The sequence below is a fragment of the Actinoplanes oryzae genome (assembly GCF_030757795.1).
Classification (GTDB): Bacteria; Actinomycetota; Actinomycetes; order Mycobacteriales; family Micromonosporaceae; genus Actinoplanes.
On sequence record NZ_JAUQWH010000003.1, the window covers coordinates 20969 to 38273 of the forward strand.

Here is a 17305-nt window from a genome sequence, read left to right on the forward strand (position 1 = left end):
AGACCGTGCGGCGAGCAACGTGATTGTTCGTCAGCGCGGACCGGGCCCCACCCCGAACTTCTCGATCATGAACCGCCAGAAGAGCGGAACCGCGTCGGCGACGGGCCTCTCGATCACCTCATCGTGACCCGTGACGGCATGGTGCTCGATGCGCACCATGCCGTCGGCCGGCTCGCGGAGTGAGCCGGGCGCCCGGACGGCGACCACTCCGTAGGGCGGCTCAGGGATCGGCGTGGCCACCACGATCAGGTCGTGCATGGATGTGCAGGCAGCCAGCGCCCCGGTCCGCCCCGACGCGACAACGCTCGTGACGATGTCCGACATGTGCTGAAACTCGGCGTAGCGATCGGCCATGCCACCGAGAAAGACGTCGATGGTCTCCCACGAGTACTGCTCGAAGGGATATGCCCAGCCATGAGTTCCCATGCCCCGACAATGGCAGCCGGACCGTCGCGGGAGAAGGGACAGCACCGCCGTCGATCGGCTGCCCGGCCGGCGGGCCTCAGCCCAGCCGGAGCGGGGTGAGCACCCGGGCCCGCACGTCCCCCCGACGGGTGGGCCCGTCCCCCCGAGAGTCCACCGACACGACCCGGTGGTCGCCGAGCAGGAACAGCCGGCCCGCCGGCACGGTGAGCGCGCCGCAGTCGGTCCGCCCTTGTGCCGGGTCGGCGGGCAGATAGGGCTCGTCGACCGGGGCGCCGTCGCGCCACACCCGCCCGTCGCGGCACTCGATCCGGTCGCCGGGCAGGCCGATCACCCGCTTGACGCGCTGCGAACCGTCCGGGCCGGTGTACACGACGATGTCGCCGCGGTGCAGGCCGGTCAGCCGGAAGCCCACCTTGTCCACGAGGAACCGGTCGGACACCCGCAGCGTCGGCTCCATGCTGCCGCTCGGCATCATCCGCACCGACAGGGCGAACTGGTTGACGAGCAGACCGGCGACGACGGCGAAAGCGGTGCCGATGACGAGGCGGCGGGCGATCAGGTCGGGCCGGGGCAGGCTCCGCACCCGCCGCCGGCGCTCGCGCCACACCGTGCGCAAGCCACCGGCGGCCCAGCGCACCGCCTCCCGATCGCCGCGCGTCTCGCCGAACTCGGCCAGCACGGCCTCGCCCCACTCGCCGCCCCGCTCCCGCCGCCCGCGCACCGCCGCGACAAGCACCCCTCGAGCAGCCCTGCGCACCCACGTCATGCCGCACCGCCCGCGGTCCGCGGCCGGGGAGCCGCTGCGGGGCGCCGCTTCGCCGCAGCGGCGCTCATCCGCTGCTCGGCCAGGGCGATGCCGTCGGCGGTCAGCCGGTAGGTGTGCCGCGGCGGGCGCCCCGGCTCCTCCGACGGCTCCCACCCGGTCTCGAGCAGCCGCTGCTCGCTGAGCCGCATGAGGATCGGGTAGAGCGTGCCCGAGGCGAGTGCGGTCTCCTTGCTCAGGTCATAGCCGTAGCGCCACCGCGGCGGATCGGCGAGCAGGGCCTCGAACAACCGTAAGGTCTGCGGCGAGGTGTGCGGGAGTCTCGGCATGGCCGAAACTCTACATAACTCGACTATGCTCGTCCAGCGGGGTCAGCGGAACGAGAAGCGGCGCTTCTTCTGCTTGCGGCCGAAGACGTTCTGCACGGTGTCGGCGCCCTGGCGCAGCCAGCGGGTGCCGCGGGAGGCGCCTCGGCGGGACTCGATCGTGTCGCTGAGCTTGCGCGCGCCCGCGGCCGCGAGCGGGACCACGATGGCCGCGATGGCGTACCGGCGGATCAGGTTGATCAGGAACGGCATGTCGTCTCCTCAGAAAGGGTGTGCCCCCTCTGATTACCCACCGCTACGCCCGCCACACGGGCGTCACTCCTTGACCGCGATGGTCTGCACCGCCGACCAGCCGCCCTCCGTGACGATCTCGTAGTTGTCGTCGACCTGGACGTCGGTGTGCGCGCCGTGCAGCGAGAACACGCCGGAGTCGCCCTCGGGCGTCAGCCGCCACGCCTGGTCGGCCCGGCCCGGCACGCACGGCGTCATCCGCAGCTCGGCCTCCGCCACATCGGTGACGCAGGTCTCCGCGCCCGAGGCGGCGACGATGACGACGCTGTTCCTGTTCGCCTCGGTGCGCTTGGCGACCTTGGCGGGATCGAGCCGCAGGCGGTTGGTCTCGGTGACCGACGATCCCGTGTACGCCAGGGAGCCGTCCGGCTGCGCGTCGAGGTACCTCACCGGGCCCGCGTCCGGCGGGCTGGTGAGCACGATCGGCACACCCAGGTCGACGTCGAACCTTGTCAGCTGGGACACGTCGGCGTCGACCAGCTTGGACGGGGTCGCCGAGGTCTTCGACGGAGCCGGCGAGGCCGTCGACGGGGCCGGGGCGGCGGCCGCATCGGCGAGCTCGCCGCGGTCGACCAGGCTGTACTTGTCGGCCCACCGGCCCTCGCCCACCTCGGTCACGCTCGACCGCTTGGCCCCGGCGTCCCAGAGCAGCCAGCCGCCCTCGGTCGCGATGCTGTACAGCGGGCGCCCGTTGTCGTCCCGCTCGCCGGTGTCGCGCAGCGAGAACAGCCGGCCCGGCGTGGGCGTGCAGGCGGTGCTCACCACGGGCCAGATGTCCTCGCCCGGCTCGCGCCGGACGCCGAGGCAGCGCTCCGGCCCGGCGAAGGACTCGCCGGCCAGCGAGCGGATCAGGTAGTCGACGCCGACCGGTTCCAGGACGAACTGCGACTCGGAGCCCGTACCGTCGCCGACCGTCAGCTCCTCCTTCGCGTCGTCCAGCAGGAAGTAGCGGCCCGACTCCGCGAGCCGGATCGAGAACCGCCGCTGTCCGCTCAGGATGCTGCCGGTCGCGGGAGCGGAGACGGCCGGGGCGATCGAGGCGTCCGAGCCCGTCATGCCGAGCTCGTGCCCGGCGACCAGTCCCCCGGCTCCGAGCAGCACGGCACCGGCGACGAGCGCGCCCACGCGGCGCCGGCGGGAGGGACGGGACGGCGCGGCCACCGGAAGCGTGTCGTCGGGCGGAGGAAGGACCGCGGGCACCGGGCGGGTCGTGCCGTCGAGGAGGGCGTCGAGGAGCTGCCGGGCGGTGGGCCGCTCCCCGGGATGCTTGGCGAGCGCCGCGGCGATCAGCTCCCGCAGCGGCGACGGTACGCCCGACAGCTCCGGCGGCTGCGTGAGGATGCGCACGGCCGTGGCCGCGGGCGAGTCGGCGCCGAACGGGGTGCGGCCGGTCGCCGCGTACGCCACCACGGCACCCCACGCGAACACGTCCGCCGCCGCGGTCACCTCGGTCCCGTACTCGGGCTCGAACCGCTCAGGGGCCATGTACGCCACCGTGCCGACCATCTGATCCGTCCGCGTGTGCCGGCTCGTCGCCTCGAACGCCCGCGCGATGCCGAAGTCGATCACCTTGATGCCGCCCGGGGCGATCAGCACGTTGCCCGGCTTCAGATCGCGGTGGATGACCCCGGCGCCGTGGATGGCCGTGAGCGCGGTGGCGATGCCGACGGCCACGCTGTGCAGTGCCGGCCCGGACAACGGCCCGCGCTCGCGCACCAGCGTGGACAGCGACGGCCCGTCCACGAACTCGACGACCAGGTAGGGCGGGTCGTGCTCGGGGTCCGCGCCGAGCACCGCCGCGGTGGAGAACGGCGGCACCTGCTGCGCGCGCCGCACCTCGCTGCGGAACCGCCCGCGAAACTCGGGGTCGCCGGCGAACTCGGGCCGCACCACCTTGACGGCCACCCGGGTGCCGTCCGGCCCGCGCCCGAGATAGACCGAGCCCATCCCGCCCTGGCCGAGCCGGCCGATCAGCTCGTAGTCGCCGAGCCGGGTGGGATCGCCAGAGGACAACGGCATACTCATCGACGCCGAAGCCTACCCAAGACCTTCCCGAAGGTCGATCACGCGGGCTGGATCCAGTCGAGGGTGCGTTCGACGGCGCGTTTCCAGTTGGTGTACTCCTTGGCGCGTACCGCGGGGTCCATGGCCGGGAGCCACTGGCCGGCGCGGTGCCAGTTGTGGCGCAGGTCCTCGAGGTCCGGCCAGTAGCCGACGGCCAGCCCCGCCGCGTAGGCCGCGCCCAGCGACACCGTCTCGGCGGCGAGCGGGCGGACCACCGGCACGTCCAGCACGTCCGCGATGCCCTGCATCAGCAGGTTGTCGGCGGTCATGCCGCCGTCGACCTTCAGCGTCTTGAGGGTCAGGCCGGAGTCGGCGTTCATCGCGTCGACCACCTCGCGGGTCTGCCAGGCGGTCGCCTCCAGCACCGCGCGGGCCAGGTGGCCCTTGGTGATGTAGGAGGTCAGGCCCACGATCACGCCGCGGGCCTCGGAGCGCCAGTGCGGGGCGTAGAGCCCGGAGAAGGCGGGGACGATGTAGCAGCCGCCGTTGTCCTGGACCGTGCGGGCGAGGGTCTCGATCTCCGGGGCGCTGGCGATGAGCTCCAGCTGGTCGCGGAACCACTGGACCAGCGACCCGGTGATGGCGATCGAGCCTTCGAGGGCGTAGACGGCCGGGGCGCCGCCGATCTGGTAGGCGACCGTGGTGAGCAGGCCGTGCTCCGAGCGTACGAGGTCGGTGCCGGTGTTGAGCAGCAGGAACGACCCGGTCCCGTACGTGCACTTGGCCTCGCCGGGCGTGAAGCACGTCTGCCCGAACAGGGCCGCCTGCTGGTCGCCCAGGGCGGCGGAGATGCGTACCCCCGGGAAGGCCGCCGTGGCGGTGCCGAACTCCGCGATCGAGGGCCGGACCGCCGGCAGCATCGCGCGCGGGATGTCGAAGAACGCCAGCGCCGACGGGGACCAGTCGAGGGTGTGGATGTCGAGCAGGTTGGTGCGCGAGGCGTTGGTGACGTCCGTGACGTGCAGGCCCCCGGTCAGGTTCCAGATGAGCCAGGTCTCCATCGTCCCGAACAGGATGTCGCCCCGCGCGGCCCGGTCGCGCAGCCCCGGCGTGTGGTCGAGGATCCACCGGATGCGCGGCCCGGAGAAGTAGGTCGCCAGGGGCAGAGCGGCGGCCTCCTGGACGGCCGCGGCGCCCGGTTTGTCGCGAAGCTCCGAGACCAGGGCGTCCGTCCGCGTGTCCTGCCACACCAGCGCGCGCCCGACGGGGACGCCGGTGCGCCGGTCCCACAGCACGGTCGTCTCGCGCTGGTTGGCGATGCCGACGGCGGCGACCTGGTCCACGGTGATGCCGGCCCGGCGCAGGGCCAGGGGCGCGAGCCGTTCCACGTTGCGCCAGATCTCGGCGGCGTCGTGCTCGACCCAGCCGGGCCTGGGGAAGTACTGCTTGTGCTCCTGCTGGGCGAGCGAGACGAGCTGGCCGCGCCGGTCGAAGACGATGCAGCGGGTCGAGGTCGTGCCCTGGTCGATGGCGACCACGTAGCGTTCCGTCACGACACCCCCCAGCCGAGGTCACGGGAGATCGCCCGGGCGGCGTTGCGGACATAGCCGACGAGCCGGGCCCGCGGCTCGTAGTGGCTGTCGCACAGCCGCTCGACCCGCCCGGAGATGCCGATCGCGCCCACCACGAGCCCGCCGTAGCCGCGGATCGGCGCGGCGATGGCGGCCTCCCCGAGCGTCAGCTCCTCGATGTCGGCGGCCCAGCCGTTCTCCCGTACGCGATCGAGGTGCGCGGGCAGCTCCCGCAGCGCGACCGTCCGCCGGGTGAAGCCCTCCACCGCGGACGGGAGCGGCGCCGCCCGATAGGCGAGCAGCACTTTCCCCAGCGCCGTGGCGTGCAGCGGCAGCAGCGTTCCGATGTCGAGGGTCTGGAACGTGTCGTCGGGGCGGAAGACGTGGTGCACGACGAGGACCCTCCCTTCGAGGACCGTGCCGATGCGGACGGCCTCGCCGGAGCGCGCGGCCAGGGGGTCCGCCCAGTTGATCGAGCGGGACCGCAGCTCGTTGATGTCCAGATAGCTCGTGCCCAGGTGCAGCAGGGCCGCCCCGAGCTGGTAGTGGCCCGACGAGCGGTCCTGCTCGACGAACCCGACGTGCTGCAGCGTGCGCAGGATGCCGTGCACGGTGCCCTTCGCGAGGTCGAGCGAGCGGGCGATGTCGGCGAGGGCCAGATGACCGGGTCCGCCGGCCAGCATCCGCAGGATCGCGGCGGCTCGCTCGATCGACTGCACCGTTCCGGGCACGTTACGAACCCTATGCGAGAAAGTTTCCGGACGACAGGTGTGGATGTTCGGCAATGTCGAACGCCGTTCATTGCCGACCCCCGCGAGCGAAAATAGCTTCACGTCATGGCAGCAATACGGAAAGTCCCGGGACTCGCGGGTGAGCTGGCCGCGGAGTTCGCCGGAACCATGATCCTCATCCTGTTCGGCGTCGGCGTCGTCGCCCAGGTCGCCGGCGGCGGCATCGGCGACCACGACAGCATCGCCTGGGCCTGGGGCCTCGGCGTGATGCTGGGCGTCTACGTCGCCGGGCGCATCAGCGGCGCCCACCTCAACCCCGCGGTCACCATCGCGCTCGCGGCCTTCAAGGGCTTCTCGTGGCGCAAGGTGCTCCCCTACTCCCTGGCCCAGTTCCTCGGCGCGTTCGTCGCCGCGCTGATCGTGCGGTGGAACTACACCGAGGTGCTGCACGCGGCCGACCCCGGCCTGACCGTCAAGACCCAGGGCGTCTTCTCCACCCTGCCCGGCAACGGCACGCTGCCGGTCAGCGAGTGGGGTGCCCTGCGCGACCAGGTGATCGGCACGGCCATCCTGCTCTTCCTCATCCTGGCCATCACCGACGCCGCGGGCACTCCCCCGGCCGCCAACCTCGCCCCCTTCGTCATCGGCCTGCTGATCGTCGGCATCGGCATGGCGTGGGGCACGAACGCCGGCTACGCCATCAACCCCGCCCGCGACCTCGGGCCCCGCCTGGCCAGCTTCTTCACCGGCTACGGGGGCGCCTTCCGCGACCAGACGGGGTACCTGTACTTCTGGATACCGATCGTCGGCCCGATCGTCGGCGGCCTCCTCGGCGCCGGGCTCTACCAGGCGCTGATCGGACGGTTCCTGCCGTCCGCGGAGCCGCCGGAGCCGGGCCGCATCCCCACCCAGGACACACCCGAGACCGTGGAGGCACGCCGTGGCTGACTTCGTCGGCGCAGTCGATCAGGGCACGACCAGCACCCGCTTCATGATCTTCGATCACGGCGGCAACGAGGTCGCGCGTCACCAGCTGGAGCACGAGCAGATCCTGCCGCAGGCCGGGTGGGTCGAGCACAACCCGATCGAGATCGCCGAGCGGACCACCTCGGTCATCCGCACGGCCATGCAGAAGGCCAACTTGCAGGCGACCGACCTGGCCGCCCTCGGCATCACGAACCAGCGCGAGACGACCGTGGTGTGGGACCGGCGCACCGGCCGCCCCTACTACAACGCGATCGTGTGGCAGGACACCCGTACCGACCGGATCGCCTCCGCCCTCGACCGTGACGGGCGCGGGGACGTGATCCGCCGCAAGGCCGGCCTGCCCCCGGCGACGTACTTCTCCGGCGGCAAGATCCAGTGGATCCTCGAGAACGTCGACGGGGTCCGCGAAGCGGCCGAGCGCGGCGACGCGATCTTCGGCAACACCGACAGCTGGCTGCTGTGGCACATGACCGGCGGCGTCGACGGCGGCAACCACATCACCGACGTCACCAACGCCAGCCGCACGATGCTGATGAACCTGGAGACGCTCGACTGGGACGACGAGCTGCTCGGCTTCTTCGGCATCCCACGGCAGATGCTCCCGGAGATCCGGCCCTCGTCCGACCCCAACACGTACGGCGTCGCGCGCTGGCCGGGCCCGCTGGGCGGCGAGGTGCCCCTGACGGGTGATCTCGGGGACCAGCAGGCGGCCACGGTGGGCCAGGTCTGCTTCAACGTCGGCGAGGCCAAGAACACGTACGGCACCGGCAACTTCATGCTGCTCAACACCGGCACCGAGCTCGTACGCTCGGAGAACGGCCTGCTCACGACGGTCTGCTACAAGTTCGGGGACGCCGCGCCGGTCTACGCCCTGGAAGGCTCGATCGCCGTGACCGGCTCGGCCGTCCAGTGGCTGCGCGACCAGCTGCACATCATCAAGTCCGCCGACGAGAGCGAGACCCTCGCGCGGCAGGTCCAGGACAACGGCGGCGTCTACTTCGTCCCGGCGTTCTCCGGGCTCTTCGCGCCGTACTGGCGCTCGGACGCCCGCGGCGCCATCGTGGGCCTGTCCCGCTACAACACCGACGCGCACATCGCCCGGGCCACCCTCGAGTCGATCTGCTACCAGACGCGCGACGTGGTCGACGCCATGGCGCAGGACTCGGGCGTGACGCTCGACGTGCTCAAGGTCGACGGCGGCATCACCGTCAACAACCTGTGCATGCAGATCCAGGCGGACGTCCTCGGCGTGCCGGTGAGCCGCCCGGTGGTGGCCGAGACGACCGCGCTCGGCGCCGCGTACGCGGCCGGGCTCGCCGTCGGCTTCTGGAAGTCCACCGACGAACTGCGCGAGAACTGGAACGAATCCCAGCGCTGGCAGCCCGCATGGTCGGCGGAACAGCGGGAAGACGGCTACGGACGCTGGAAGAAGGCAGTCCAGCGCACTCTCGATTGGGTCGACGTTGACTGACAACTCGCTCTCGCCCTCGGCGCGCGAGGCCGCCTTGACGGCCCTCGCCGACAAAGAGGTCGACGTGCTCGTCGTGGGTGGTGGCGTGGTGGGCGCGGGATGCGCCCTCGACGCCGTCACCCGCGGCCTGTCCGTCGGCCTGGTGGAGGCGCGCGACTTCGCGTCGGGCACCTCCAGCCGGTCCAGCAAGCTCATCCACGGCGGCCTGCGCTACCTGGAGATGCTGGACTTCGGCCTGGTGCACGAGGCCCTGCGGGAACGCGGGCTGCTGCTGCAGCGGCTCGCCCCGCATCTCGTCCGCCCGGTGCCCTTCCTCTATCCGCTCAAGCACCGCGTCTGGGAGCGCCTGTACGCCGGCACCGGTGTACAGCTCTACGACCTCATGGCCAGCACGCAGAGCGGCCTCCCCCGGCACCGCAACCTCACTCGCCGCGGCGCGTTGCGGGTCGCCCCGGCGCTCAAGAAGGACGCGCTGGTCGGGGCGTTGCAGTACTACGACGCGCAGGTCGACGACGCGCGCCACACGATGTTCCTGGCGCGCACGGCGGCCGCGTACGGTGCCCACGTCGCCTCCCGCGCCCGCGTCGTCGGCTTCCTGCGCGAGGGGGAACGCGTCACCGGCGCGCGGGTGCACGACCTCGAGCACGACCGGACGTACGAGATCCGCGCCCAGCAGGTCGTCAACGCCACCGGCGTCTGGACCGACGACACGCAGGCGCTGGTCGGCGAGCGCGGCCAGTTCCACGTGCGCGCGAGCAAGGGGATCCACCTGGTCGTGCCGCGCGACCGCATCCAGTCCAGCACGGGCCTGATCATGCGTACGCCCACCAGCGTGCTCTTCGTCATCCCCTGGGGCCGGCACTGGATCGTCGGCACCACCGACACCGACTGGGAGCTCGACAAGGCGCACCCCGCGGCGTCGAGCACGGACATCGACTATCTGCTCGGCCAGGTCAACGAGCATCTGGCCACGCCGCTGTCCCGCTCCGACGTGCAGGGCGTCTACGCCGGGCTGCGCCCCCTGCTCTCGGGCGAGTCGGAGTCCACCTCCCAGCTGTCCCGCGAGCACACCGTCGCCAGCCCGGTCCCCGGCCTGGTGGTCGTCGCCGGCGGCAAGTACACGACGTACCGGGTCATGGCCCGCGACGCCGTCGACGCCGCGGTCCACGGGCTCGGCCGCTCGGTCCCCCGCTCCTGCACGGAACGGGTCCCGCTGCTCGGCGCGGAGGGCTACACCGCCCTGTGGAACCGCCGCCGGGTGCTGGCCGCCGACTCCGGCCTGCACGTGGCACGCATCGAACACCTGCTCGGCCGCTACGGTTCCCTGGTCAGCGAGGTGCTCGAGCTCGTCCGCGCGGACCCGGCGCTGGGCGAGCCACTGGCGGGGGCCACCGACTACCTGCGGGCGGAAATCGCGTACGCGGCCGCCGCCGAGGGCGCCCGCCACCTGGAGGACGTCCTCACCCGCCGCACCCGCATCTCCATCGAGACCTTCGACCGCGGCGCCGCCGCGGCCGCCCCGGCCGCCGACCTGATGGGCGACGTCCTCGGCTGGACGAAGGAGCAACGCGACCGCGAGGCGGAGCACTACCGCCTCCGCGTCGAGGCCGAACGCGCCTCCCAGGAGCAGCCCGACGACGAAACCGCGGACGCCGCCCGCCTGGGCGCCCCCGACATCGTCCCGCTCCAGACGGCCTGACCCTCCCGCTGCTACGCGGCCCGGTCCTGGCTGCCCAGCGCGGCGACCATCTCGTCGCGCTGGGCCCGGGTCACGCTGCCGGCCAGGCGGCGCCCGTCCAGCTCCACGTCCACGGCCTCGGGTTGCCGGCTCAGCCAGGAGGCCACCACGCTGACCAGCGGGTTCAGCACGGACGACGGCACGGTGACCGCGAGGGCGTCACCGTCCTCGGGGCGCAGGGCGCGCGCGGGGGCGGGGTCCCCGGCATCATCGACGTCCATGGCGAGGATCAGCTGCTGCAGGTTGCGGGTGCGCGCGGTCAGCTGCTCGGCGTCGATCCCGGCGCCGTGGACGCGCACCTCGATCGTCAGCGGTTCCATCGTCGCCACCTCTTTCTGGGACATTCGGTACGGACTCGACACGCTCAACGAGCGACTTCCCCCCGAGGGTCCTGGCTCAGCCCCACCCGGACGATCGTGAGGGTGCGCCGCTGCAGGGTGTCGTCCCAGCCGCCGTGCAGCGCGCCCTGGCACAGGCTCGTGAGCAGCGCCATCACCTCGGCGGGCCCGACGTCGGCGCGCACCGCCCCGGCCTGCTGGGCCTGGCGGAGCAGCCGGGCGACGGCCTCCGCGAGCCCCGCCATCGCGGCGGCGAGATCAACCCCGGCGAGCGCGACGACCGTACGCCGGGCCGCCGCGGCCGCCACCAGCTCGGCGAAGAAGATCTCCAGCCCGTCCGCCCCGGTCAGCACCCCGGCCCGGTCCAGCAGCCCGTCCAGCAGCCGCTTCATGATGGCCCGGATCAGGTCCTCCTTCGTGGCGAAGTGCCGGAACACCGTTCCCACGGCCACGCCCGCCCGCCGTGCGACGTCCTCGGTCCGGGCGGCGGCCCCGTCGGCGGCGAACACCTCCTCGGCGGCGTCGAGAATCTTGGCGCGGTTGCGTTCGGCATCGGCCCGCATGGATTACCCTCCGCTAAAGTGAGTCGTGACTCAGCTTATCGGGAGGCCGCCGTGACCCCACGCGAGATCTACCAGCGCATGCACGACCACTGGCTCGCCGGCGAGCCCACCTTCGACCCCGGCCTGCTCGCCGACGACGTCGTCCTCGAGTCCCCCTTCGGCCGGGCCGAGCCGATCGCCGGCCGCGACGCCGTCCTCGCCTACGTCACCGCGGGCCACGCCTCGGTGCCGTTCCACTTCGTCGGCCACCGCACGCGCGCCCTGCACGAGACCGCCGACCCGGACACGATCATCGTCGAGTACGAACTGACCGCCGCCATGAACGACTCCGGCGCCACCGCGAGCGCCCCCTTCATCGCCGTCCTCACCGTGCGCGACGGCAAGATCGCCTGCTGGCGCGAATACCAGCACACCGCGCTGATCGCCCGGGCGATGACCGGCTCGCTGACCTGACACGACAGCGTCGCCGCCGTCGGCTACCGTCGCGTCGTGCCGGATGCCATGTTCGCCGATCGCCGGCTCGCGCCGCTCTACGACGCGTTCGACGGCGAGCGTGACGACCTCGCCGCCTATCACGCGATCGCCGACGAGCGGGGCGCCCGGCTCGTGCTCGACGTGGGGTGCGGCACGGGGTCGTTGGCGGTGCTGCTCGCCGCGCACGGCCACGCGGTCGTCGGGGTGGACCCGGCCGAGGCGTCACTGGAGGTGGCGCGGCGGAAGGAGGGGGCCGCGAAGGTCCGCTGGATCCACGGCGACGCCACGGCCCTGCCGGCGCTCGACGCGGACCTGGCGGTGATGACGGGCAATGTCGCCCAGGTGTTCCTCGCCGACGAGGACTGGGCCGCGACGCTCCGGGGCATCCGCGGTGCGCTGCGCCCGCACGGCATGCTGGTCTTCGAGACCCGGCGCCCCGGCTACCGGGCGTGGGAGGAGTGGGCCGCCGACTCCGGCCCGGTCGTGCGCGACGTGCCGGGCAGCGGACCGGTGGAGCGCCGGCTGGAGGTCGTCGACGTACGCCTCCCGCTGGTCTCCTTCCGGCACACCTTCCGCTTCCTCGCCGACGGCACCGAGATCACATCGGATTCGACCCTGCGCTTCCGGGACCGCGACGAGGTGACCGCGACCCTGACCACCGCCGGTTATCGCGTCCTCGACGTGCGCGAGGCCCCGGACCGCCCCGGACGCGAGTTCGTCGTCCTCGCGGAGCGAGCGGGCGGCGCCGGGCTCGCAGTCCCCTGAGGACAGCGGAAACGACGCCGGCCCGCCGGTGCGAGGTGGCATGATCCCCACCCCGCTCCAGCGGGCCCGGCACAGGCGATGCTTACTCGTTCAGGCTGCAGGGGGCGAACTTCTCCAGGCCCTCCGGCTTGGCGGCGTGCCGGCCGATCGCGGTCTCGATCCGGTTGAGCGTCGCGACGCGCTTGTCCTCCAGCGGGCCGAGGATGGCGTTCTGGATGAAGTTCGGGCCGCCCTGGCCCTGGGTGCTGACGATGCGCGCGTTGGCCTCGGCGATCTGGGTGTCCAGCAGCGCCAGGTTGCGGCTGACCTCGTCCGCGGCCTCGGCCGGGATCGACGGCAGGCCGCTCACGGCCGGGCAGTTGACCGTGGCCACGTCGCCGCCCGCGGCGTCGCCGTCGGCGGGGTCGGCGGTCTCCACGGCGGTGGGCTCGGGCTCGGCAGCCGCGCCGCCGCCCTCGCCCAGCGAGCAGGTGGCCAGCGTGTCGACGTCCAGGACGGGCTTGGTCGCCGTACGCCCGATCGCCGTCAGCATCCGGTTGATGGTCGCGACCCGCTTGTCCTTCAGCGGCCCGAGGATGGCGTTCTGCACGAAGTTCGCGCCGCCCTCGCCCGCGCTCGTGGCGAGCCGCTTGTTCGCCTCGTCGATCTGCGTGTTGAGCAGGGCCAGGTTGCGCTCGATCTCGGCCTGCGCGGAGGCGGGCACGGCGCCCAGCTCACCGGCGACGGCCGGGCAGCTGATCGCCTGGGCGGAACCGCCGGCCTCGTTCTCCTCGGCGGGCTCGGCGGGGTCGGCCGGCGCGACCACGGTCTGCTCGGGGGTGGGCGCGGCGCCGTCCTCGTTGAGGGTGCAGGTCGCGAGCGCCTGAGTGTCCAGCTTGGGCGCCGTCGCGTGCCGCCCGATCGAGATCAGCATCCGGTCGATGGTCGAGCTGCGCTTGTCCTTCAGCGGCCCGATGACCGAGTTCTGCGCGCTGAACCCGGCCTTGCCGTTGCTCGCGGCGAGCCGCTTGTTCGCCTCGTCGATCTGCGTGTTGAGCAGCGCCAGGTTACGCTCGATCTCCGCCTGCGACTGGGCGGGGATGGTGCCCAGCTTGTCGGCCACGGCGGGACAGTTCACGGTGGGCGCGGTCTCGTCGGCCGAGGCGACGCCCAGGCCGACGCCCACCAGTGCCACGGCAACGGCCCCGACACCGGCGATCTGCCAGCGGCGGGAACTACGGGAGAAACGCATGTTCGCCAGAGCCTTCCTGTCGTAGGACCTCGGCGATCAATACGGGAGCGCTTCCACAGCGGATCAGCCCCGGATCGGGCTTAAGCGACACTTAAGGAAACGACCGCTGCGCTTTTAAGCCGAGGCTCCGCAGCGCCCCAGCACCGCCAGCACGCCGGCCTCGACGCCGGCCACGCCGCCGAAGCGGGCGCCGCGCACGACCGACGCCCACGGCACCTCGTCCAGGAGGTCTCCCGTGATCAGGTGGTAGGTCAGGATCCGCCCGTACGCGTCCGCGACCACCAACTGGTCCGTCCCCGGCGGAATCGTGTAGTCGGTGAAGTCCGGCACGCCGCCGACCGTCCAGACCGGTCGCCCGGGATCGCCGAGGGCCACCACGCTGATCCGCGTGCCCGCACCGTCCAGCACGGCGGCGTGCGAGCCACGCTCGTTCACCACGAACGGCCGCAGCCGCCGGCCCCACCGCCACCGCGAGGTCCAGAAGTCGAGGGGGATGTGCACGGTCCGGACAGAGCCGTCGTCGAGGTCGGCGAGGTCCAGCGCGGTGGCACCGTCCATGCCGATCCGCATCAGGGTCAGCGTCCCGGGCCGGTGCGGACCGTACAGCTCCGTCGTCTCGTCGAGCAGCACGTCGTGCCGCTGGACCGGTTCGGGCGTGCCGGTGGCCGACAGCCGGAACTCGAACAGAGCGCCCCGCCACGGCGCTTCGGCCCTGGCCGGCCGGTAGGCGTAGGCGATCATCCGGCCCCGGCCGTCGGGCCCGTGCGAGATCTCCGGATACGGCAGGGTGCAGGTGCCGGCCGGGCGTCCGCCGGGATGGTCCAGGAAGTCCAGGGTGACCTCCTCGCGGCCCGCGCGCTCCAGCACCAGGAAGTCCCGGCCGCCGATGTCCACCGCCTCGGCCCAGCGGACACCGGTGTGCTCCTCCGTGCACTCGCCCGTCCGCGGGTCCAGCACGACGCAGCCGCGGAGGTCTCCGTCGGGCATGATCAGCAACCGTCCGTCCCGGAACGCCCGGACGCGCAGGACCCGGTCCGTGGTGGAGTAGACCCGCACGGGCCCGTCCGGCCCCCGGCGGAAGATCTCGTCGCGCCGGGTCAGGAGGTAACGCTCGGCCCCGGTCTCCTCGCAGAAGTACGCCACCGCGTCCCCGGCGTGGCCCACCCCCTCCGCTCCGGTCAGGTCCGCGCCGGTAAGATCGGCGCCGGTCAGCGCCACGTCGTCGAGGCGGGCACCGGCGAGCGACGCGTGGCGCAGCGAGCTGCCGGCCAGGCTCATGCCCCGCGCGCCGACGTCGGCGGCGACGAGGGCGGCCCCGTCCAGGCACGCCCCCGCGAGCGCCGCCGGGTCGACCGCACCGATCAGCTCGACCAGGTTCGCGCCGGCCACGTCGTCCCGGTTCGCGGCCAGCAGGCTGATCAGCCGGGGCAGCGTGCCCCCGGCCACCATCGGCGCGGCCAGATCCGCGAGCGCCCGGGAGAAGCGGAACATCGCCGGCGCCTCCGGCTGCGCGAGCCGGGCGACGTCCCCGTCCATCAGCGGCAGGAAGTCGGGATCCAGGACGCCGAGCGACGCGACCAATTTGTACGCGGCGAAGAACTCCAGCAGCGACCGGTGCGCCGGGGAGTAGTTGCCGTCCGCGTCACGCACCAGCAGCGTCTGGCCCATCATGTCGTAGTGCCAGTGGTCCAGGTCGCGCTGTTCCCGCACGACCGGCCCGAACGAGGCCCGGATCCGGTCGGGGATCTCCCGGTAGTTGATCGTCATGACCGACTCGGCGAGCATGTGCCAGGACAGCTCGCACAGGAAGAAGACCTTGTCCGCCCGCGACGTGAAGGTGCGCTCCGCCCGGATGTCGGCATCCAGCTTCTGCCGGACCGCATACAGATAGACCCGCGCGAGATCCACCCGGGCGCCCCGCGCGATCGTGGGCAGCGCCGCCAGGGTCAGCTCGGACATGACCGGCCGGCGCATCAGGTCCATGAGCCCGGGATGCGCGACCACCACGTCCCGGGTCCGCGCATCCGTCAGCCGGGAGAGCAGGCGCCCGATCTGCTCGTCGTCGAAGGGACGCAGCTCCACCACCTCGAACTGCGGCGGCTCCCCCGTCAGCGCGGCCGTCGACGCCGCCAGCCGCGCGCCGAGCACAGAGCGGCCCTCCCGCGCCTCGGGGAAGTGCTCGGTGCGACAGGTGAGCAGCACCTTCGATCCGGGTACGACCGCCCGCGCGAGCTCCCAGAAGTTGTTGATCATCGCCTGCCGGTCGACCCGGGCGGCCATCTCGTCGAAGCCGTCGAAGATCAGCAGCAGCCGGCCGAGCCGGTTGAGCGTCTCGAAGACGCGGTAGCCGTCCGGCAGGATCTCGTGCTTGCGGAAGAAGAACTCGGAGAACAGCGACTCCACCGACACCGCCTTGGCGTAGTCGCGCAGCGGTACGACCAGCGGCAGCCGGGGGCGCTTACGGCCGGCGTCCCGCGCGGCCCGCCACTGCTGCGCCAGCGTCCACGCGAAGTGCAGGCAGAACCAGCTCTTCCCGGTCCCGAACTCGCCGAGCACCGACAGGTGCTCCTTGCTGTCGTCGTCCAGCCACCGCCCGGCACAGCCGTCGAGCCCGCCCTCGGTCCACGGGTAGATGCTGGTCGCGGCCACCTGCCGGGTCCGGTCGTCGACCTCCTCCTTCGCGCAGCTGAGCGGCACGTAGCGCTCCTCCAGGCGCCGCGCGCGCACCTCGGCCTCCAGCCATTCCAGGTACGGCGAGAAGTCCGCCCGCTCGTCGATCAGCTCGTCGAACGTGTAGCAGAAGACCGCGTCCGTCGCCGCCGCCCGCGCGGCCGGGCTGATCCGCTGCGGCGCCACGGCCCACGCCTCGGTGGCACTGTGCGCCACGCGCAGTTCGTGCATGCGCGCGATGTCCGGTGCGCTCAACTCGCCACCGACGCCGCGCACGACCACCGTGTCGTAACCGCGGCGCGCCGGCACCCGCACCAGCCAGACGAATTCGTCCGGCCCGGCGGAGACCTCCGCCGTAATGCGGTACTCGACGGCGGCGAACCATTCGCGCAGCTGACCCGCGAGCTGGACGGCGGGCGGGGCGTCGCGGGTCGCGTACCGGACGATTTCCTCCGGGGTCGTCATCCGCCCGAGCAGCTGCGCCATGTCCGTCATCGCCTGCTGGATGTCCCCGACCCGGCGTTCCAGGCGCGTCTGCGCGGCACTGCGCGTCCGATCGACCAGCTCGTCGAACACCACCCGGAAACCGGCCAGCTCGAGCGCAAGGTTGTAGTCGATGCGGCCCAGTTCGCCGGTCTCCTCGTTCCACTGCAGAATCTCGTCGATCTCGCGCCGCAGATACGCCTCGTCGCCGCTCTCGAACGCCTTCCGGAACGCGGCGCGCACATACTCGTACCGGAACAGCCGCACGACCGGCTCCGGCTTCCCGTAACAGAACTCCACGATGGCGTACGTGTAGACGCCCTCGAAGTCGGCCGGCGGACTCTCCGGCGCGAGATGCAGCCGCCGCAGCACCGCGACGACCGACTCCCGCCGCTTCAACCGCTCGGCAGCCGGCCGGGCCCCCACGGCAAGAAGCTTGACGAGCGTCGCCGTCTCGACTCCTGTCATGGAGG

The 17305-nt window shown here is 72.4% G+C and carries 16 protein-coding genes; 5 read left to right on the forward strand and 11 right to left on the reverse strand.

Features of this window, described 5'->3' with window-relative positions; translation table 11 throughout:
• Positions 1–30: 30 nt before the first annotated feature.
• The 7 genes from RBH18_RS01910 to RBH18_RS01940 form a co-directional block, all read right to left on the reverse strand.
• On the reverse strand, positions 31–426 hold the full coding sequence (locus RBH18_RS01910) for a hypothetical protein (RefSeq protein ID WP_306204059.1): 396 nt from the start codon (positions 424–426) through the stop codon (positions 31–33).
• 76 nt (positions 427–502) lie between these two features.
• The gene (gene lepB, locus RBH18_RS01915; RefSeq protein WP_306204060.1) at positions 503–1192 is read right to left on the reverse strand and encodes a signal peptidase I; all 690 of its coding nucleotides are present in this window, start codon (positions 1190–1192) and stop codon (positions 503–505) included.
• On the reverse strand, positions 1189–1518 hold the full coding sequence (locus RBH18_RS01920) for a PadR family transcriptional regulator (RefSeq protein ID WP_306204061.1): 330 nt from the start codon (positions 1516–1518) through the stop codon (positions 1189–1191). The genes lepB and RBH18_RS01920 overlap by 4 nt, the downstream gene beginning before the upstream one ends.
• 42 nt (positions 1519–1560) lie before the next feature.
• Positions 1561–1767 carry a hypothetical protein gene (locus RBH18_RS01925; protein WP_306204063.1) on the reverse strand — a complete coding sequence of 69 codons (207 nt, stop codon included), beginning with the start codon at positions 1765–1767 and terminating at the stop codon, positions 1561–1563.
• A 63-nt stretch (positions 1768–1830) separates the two neighbouring features.
• The gene (locus tag RBH18_RS01930; protein WP_306204064.1) at positions 1831–3831 is read right to left on the reverse strand and encodes a serine/threonine-protein kinase; all 2001 of its coding nucleotides are present in this window, start codon (positions 3829–3831) and stop codon (positions 1831–1833) included.
• 38 nt (positions 3832–3869) lie between these two features.
• Entirely contained in the window at positions 3870–5363 is a 1494-nt protein-coding gene (glpK, locus tag RBH18_RS01935; RefSeq protein WP_306204066.1) for a glycerol kinase GlpK, read from the reverse strand.
• A complete protein-coding gene (locus RBH18_RS01940) occupies positions 5360–6112 on the reverse strand; it encodes an IclR family transcriptional regulator (RefSeq protein WP_306204068.1) in 753 nt (250 codons plus the stop codon). The genes glpK (RBH18_RS01935) and RBH18_RS01940 overlap by 4 nt, the downstream gene beginning before the upstream one ends.
• 105 nt (positions 6113–6217) lie before the next feature.
• On the opposite strand from RBH18_RS01940, the gene RBH18_RS01945 reads away from it, so the two are divergent.
• From RBH18_RS01945 to RBH18_RS01955, 3 genes are read left to right on the forward strand one after another with little or no spacing between them, the layout of a single operon-like run.
• The gene (locus RBH18_RS01945; protein WP_306204069.1) at positions 6218–7060 is read left to right on the forward strand and encodes an MIP/aquaporin family protein; all 843 of its coding nucleotides are present in this window, start codon (positions 6218–6220) and stop codon (positions 7058–7060) included.
• On the forward strand, positions 7053–8570 hold the full coding sequence (gene glpK / locus RBH18_RS01950; RefSeq protein WP_306204070.1) for a glycerol kinase GlpK: 1518 nt from the start codon (positions 7053–7055) through the stop codon (positions 8568–8570). Before RBH18_RS01945 ends, glpK (RBH18_RS01950) begins: the two co-directional genes overlap by 8 nt.
• Positions 8563–10269 (forward strand): glycerol-3-phosphate dehydrogenase/oxidase, encoded by a 1707-nt coding sequence (locus RBH18_RS01955; RefSeq protein WP_306204071.1) that lies wholly within the window; start codon positions 8563–8565, stop codon positions 10267–10269. Before glpK (RBH18_RS01950) ends, RBH18_RS01955 begins: the two co-directional genes overlap by 8 nt.
• Before the next feature lie 11 nt (positions 10270–10280).
• Here RBH18_RS01955 and RBH18_RS01960 read toward each other — a convergent pair whose 3' ends face one another.
• Both RBH18_RS01960 and RBH18_RS01965 read right to left on the reverse strand, forming a co-directional pair.
• Entirely contained in the window at positions 10281–10628 is a 348-nt protein-coding gene (locus RBH18_RS01960) for a hypothetical protein (protein WP_306204072.1), read from the reverse strand.
• Between the two features lie 44 nt (positions 10629–10672).
• Positions 10673–11209, reverse strand: coding sequence for a TetR/AcrR family transcriptional regulator (locus tag RBH18_RS01965; protein ID WP_306204073.1), 537 nt, complete (start codon positions 11207–11209; stop codon positions 10673–10675).
• 51 nt (positions 11210–11260) lie between these two features.
• Between RBH18_RS01965 and RBH18_RS01970 the strand changes: the two genes are divergently transcribed.
• Complete coding sequence (locus RBH18_RS01970; protein ID WP_306204074.1) at positions 11261–11662, forward strand: nuclear transport factor 2 family protein; 402 nt, start codon at positions 11261–11263, stop codon at positions 11660–11662.
• Positions 11663–11698: 36 nt separating this feature from the next.
• On the forward strand, positions 11699–12448 hold the full coding sequence (locus RBH18_RS01975; RefSeq protein WP_306204075.1) for a class I SAM-dependent methyltransferase: 750 nt from the start codon (positions 11699–11701) through the stop codon (positions 12446–12448).
• An 82-nt stretch (positions 12449–12530) separates the two neighbouring features.
• Here RBH18_RS01975 and RBH18_RS01980 read toward each other — a convergent pair whose 3' ends face one another.
• Both RBH18_RS01980 and RBH18_RS01985 read right to left on the reverse strand, forming a co-directional pair.
• Positions 12531–13679 (reverse strand): hypothetical protein, encoded by a 1149-nt coding sequence (locus tag RBH18_RS01980; protein WP_306204076.1) that lies wholly within the window; start codon positions 13677–13679, stop codon positions 12531–12533.
• 114 nt (positions 13680–13793) lie between these two features.
• The gene (locus RBH18_RS01985; protein ID WP_306204077.1) at positions 13794–17300 is read right to left on the reverse strand and encodes an NACHT domain-containing protein; all 3507 of its coding nucleotides are present in this window, start codon (positions 17298–17300) and stop codon (positions 13794–13796) included.
• Positions 17301–17305 lie beyond the last annotated feature (5 nt).

Coding starts and splice junctions, on each gene's coding strand:
- RBH18_RS01920 (WP_306204061.1), bottom strand. CDS start 1,518: ATGCCGAGACTCCCGCACACCTCGCCGCAGACCTTACGGTTGTTCGAG.
- RBH18_RS01930 (WP_306204064.1), bottom strand. CDS start 3,831: ATGAGTATGCCGTTGTCCTCTGGCGATCCCACCCGGCTCGGCGACTAC.
- RBH18_RS01945 (WP_306204069.1), top strand. CDS start 6,218: ATGGCAGCAATACGGAAAGTCCCGGGACTCGCGGGTGAGCTGGCCGCG.
- RBH18_RS01925 (WP_306204063.1), bottom strand. CDS start 1,767: ATGCCGTTCCTGATCAACCTGATCCGCCGGTACGCCATCGCGGCCATC.
- RBH18_RS01960 (WP_306204072.1), bottom strand. CDS start 10,628: ATGGAACCGCTGACGATCGAGGTGCGCGTCCACGGCGCCGGGATCGAC.
- RBH18_RS01980 (WP_306204076.1), bottom strand. CDS start 13,679: ATGCGTTTCTCCCGTAGTTCCCGCCGCTGGCAGATCGCCGGTGTCGGG.
- RBH18_RS01910 (WP_306204059.1), bottom strand. CDS start 426: ATGGGAACTCATGGCTGGGCATATCCCTTCGAGCAGTACTCGTGGGAG.
- RBH18_RS01965 (WP_306204073.1), bottom strand. CDS start 11,209: ATGCGGGCCGATGCCGAACGCAACCGCGCCAAGATTCTCGACGCCGCC.
- RBH18_RS01985 (WP_306204077.1), bottom strand. CDS start 17,300: ATGACAGGAGTCGAGACGGCGACGCTCGTCAAGCTTCTTGCCGTGGGG.
- lepB (WP_306204060.1), bottom strand. CDS start 1,192: ATGACGTGGGTGCGCAGGGCTGCTCGAGGGGTGCTTGTCGCGGCGGTG.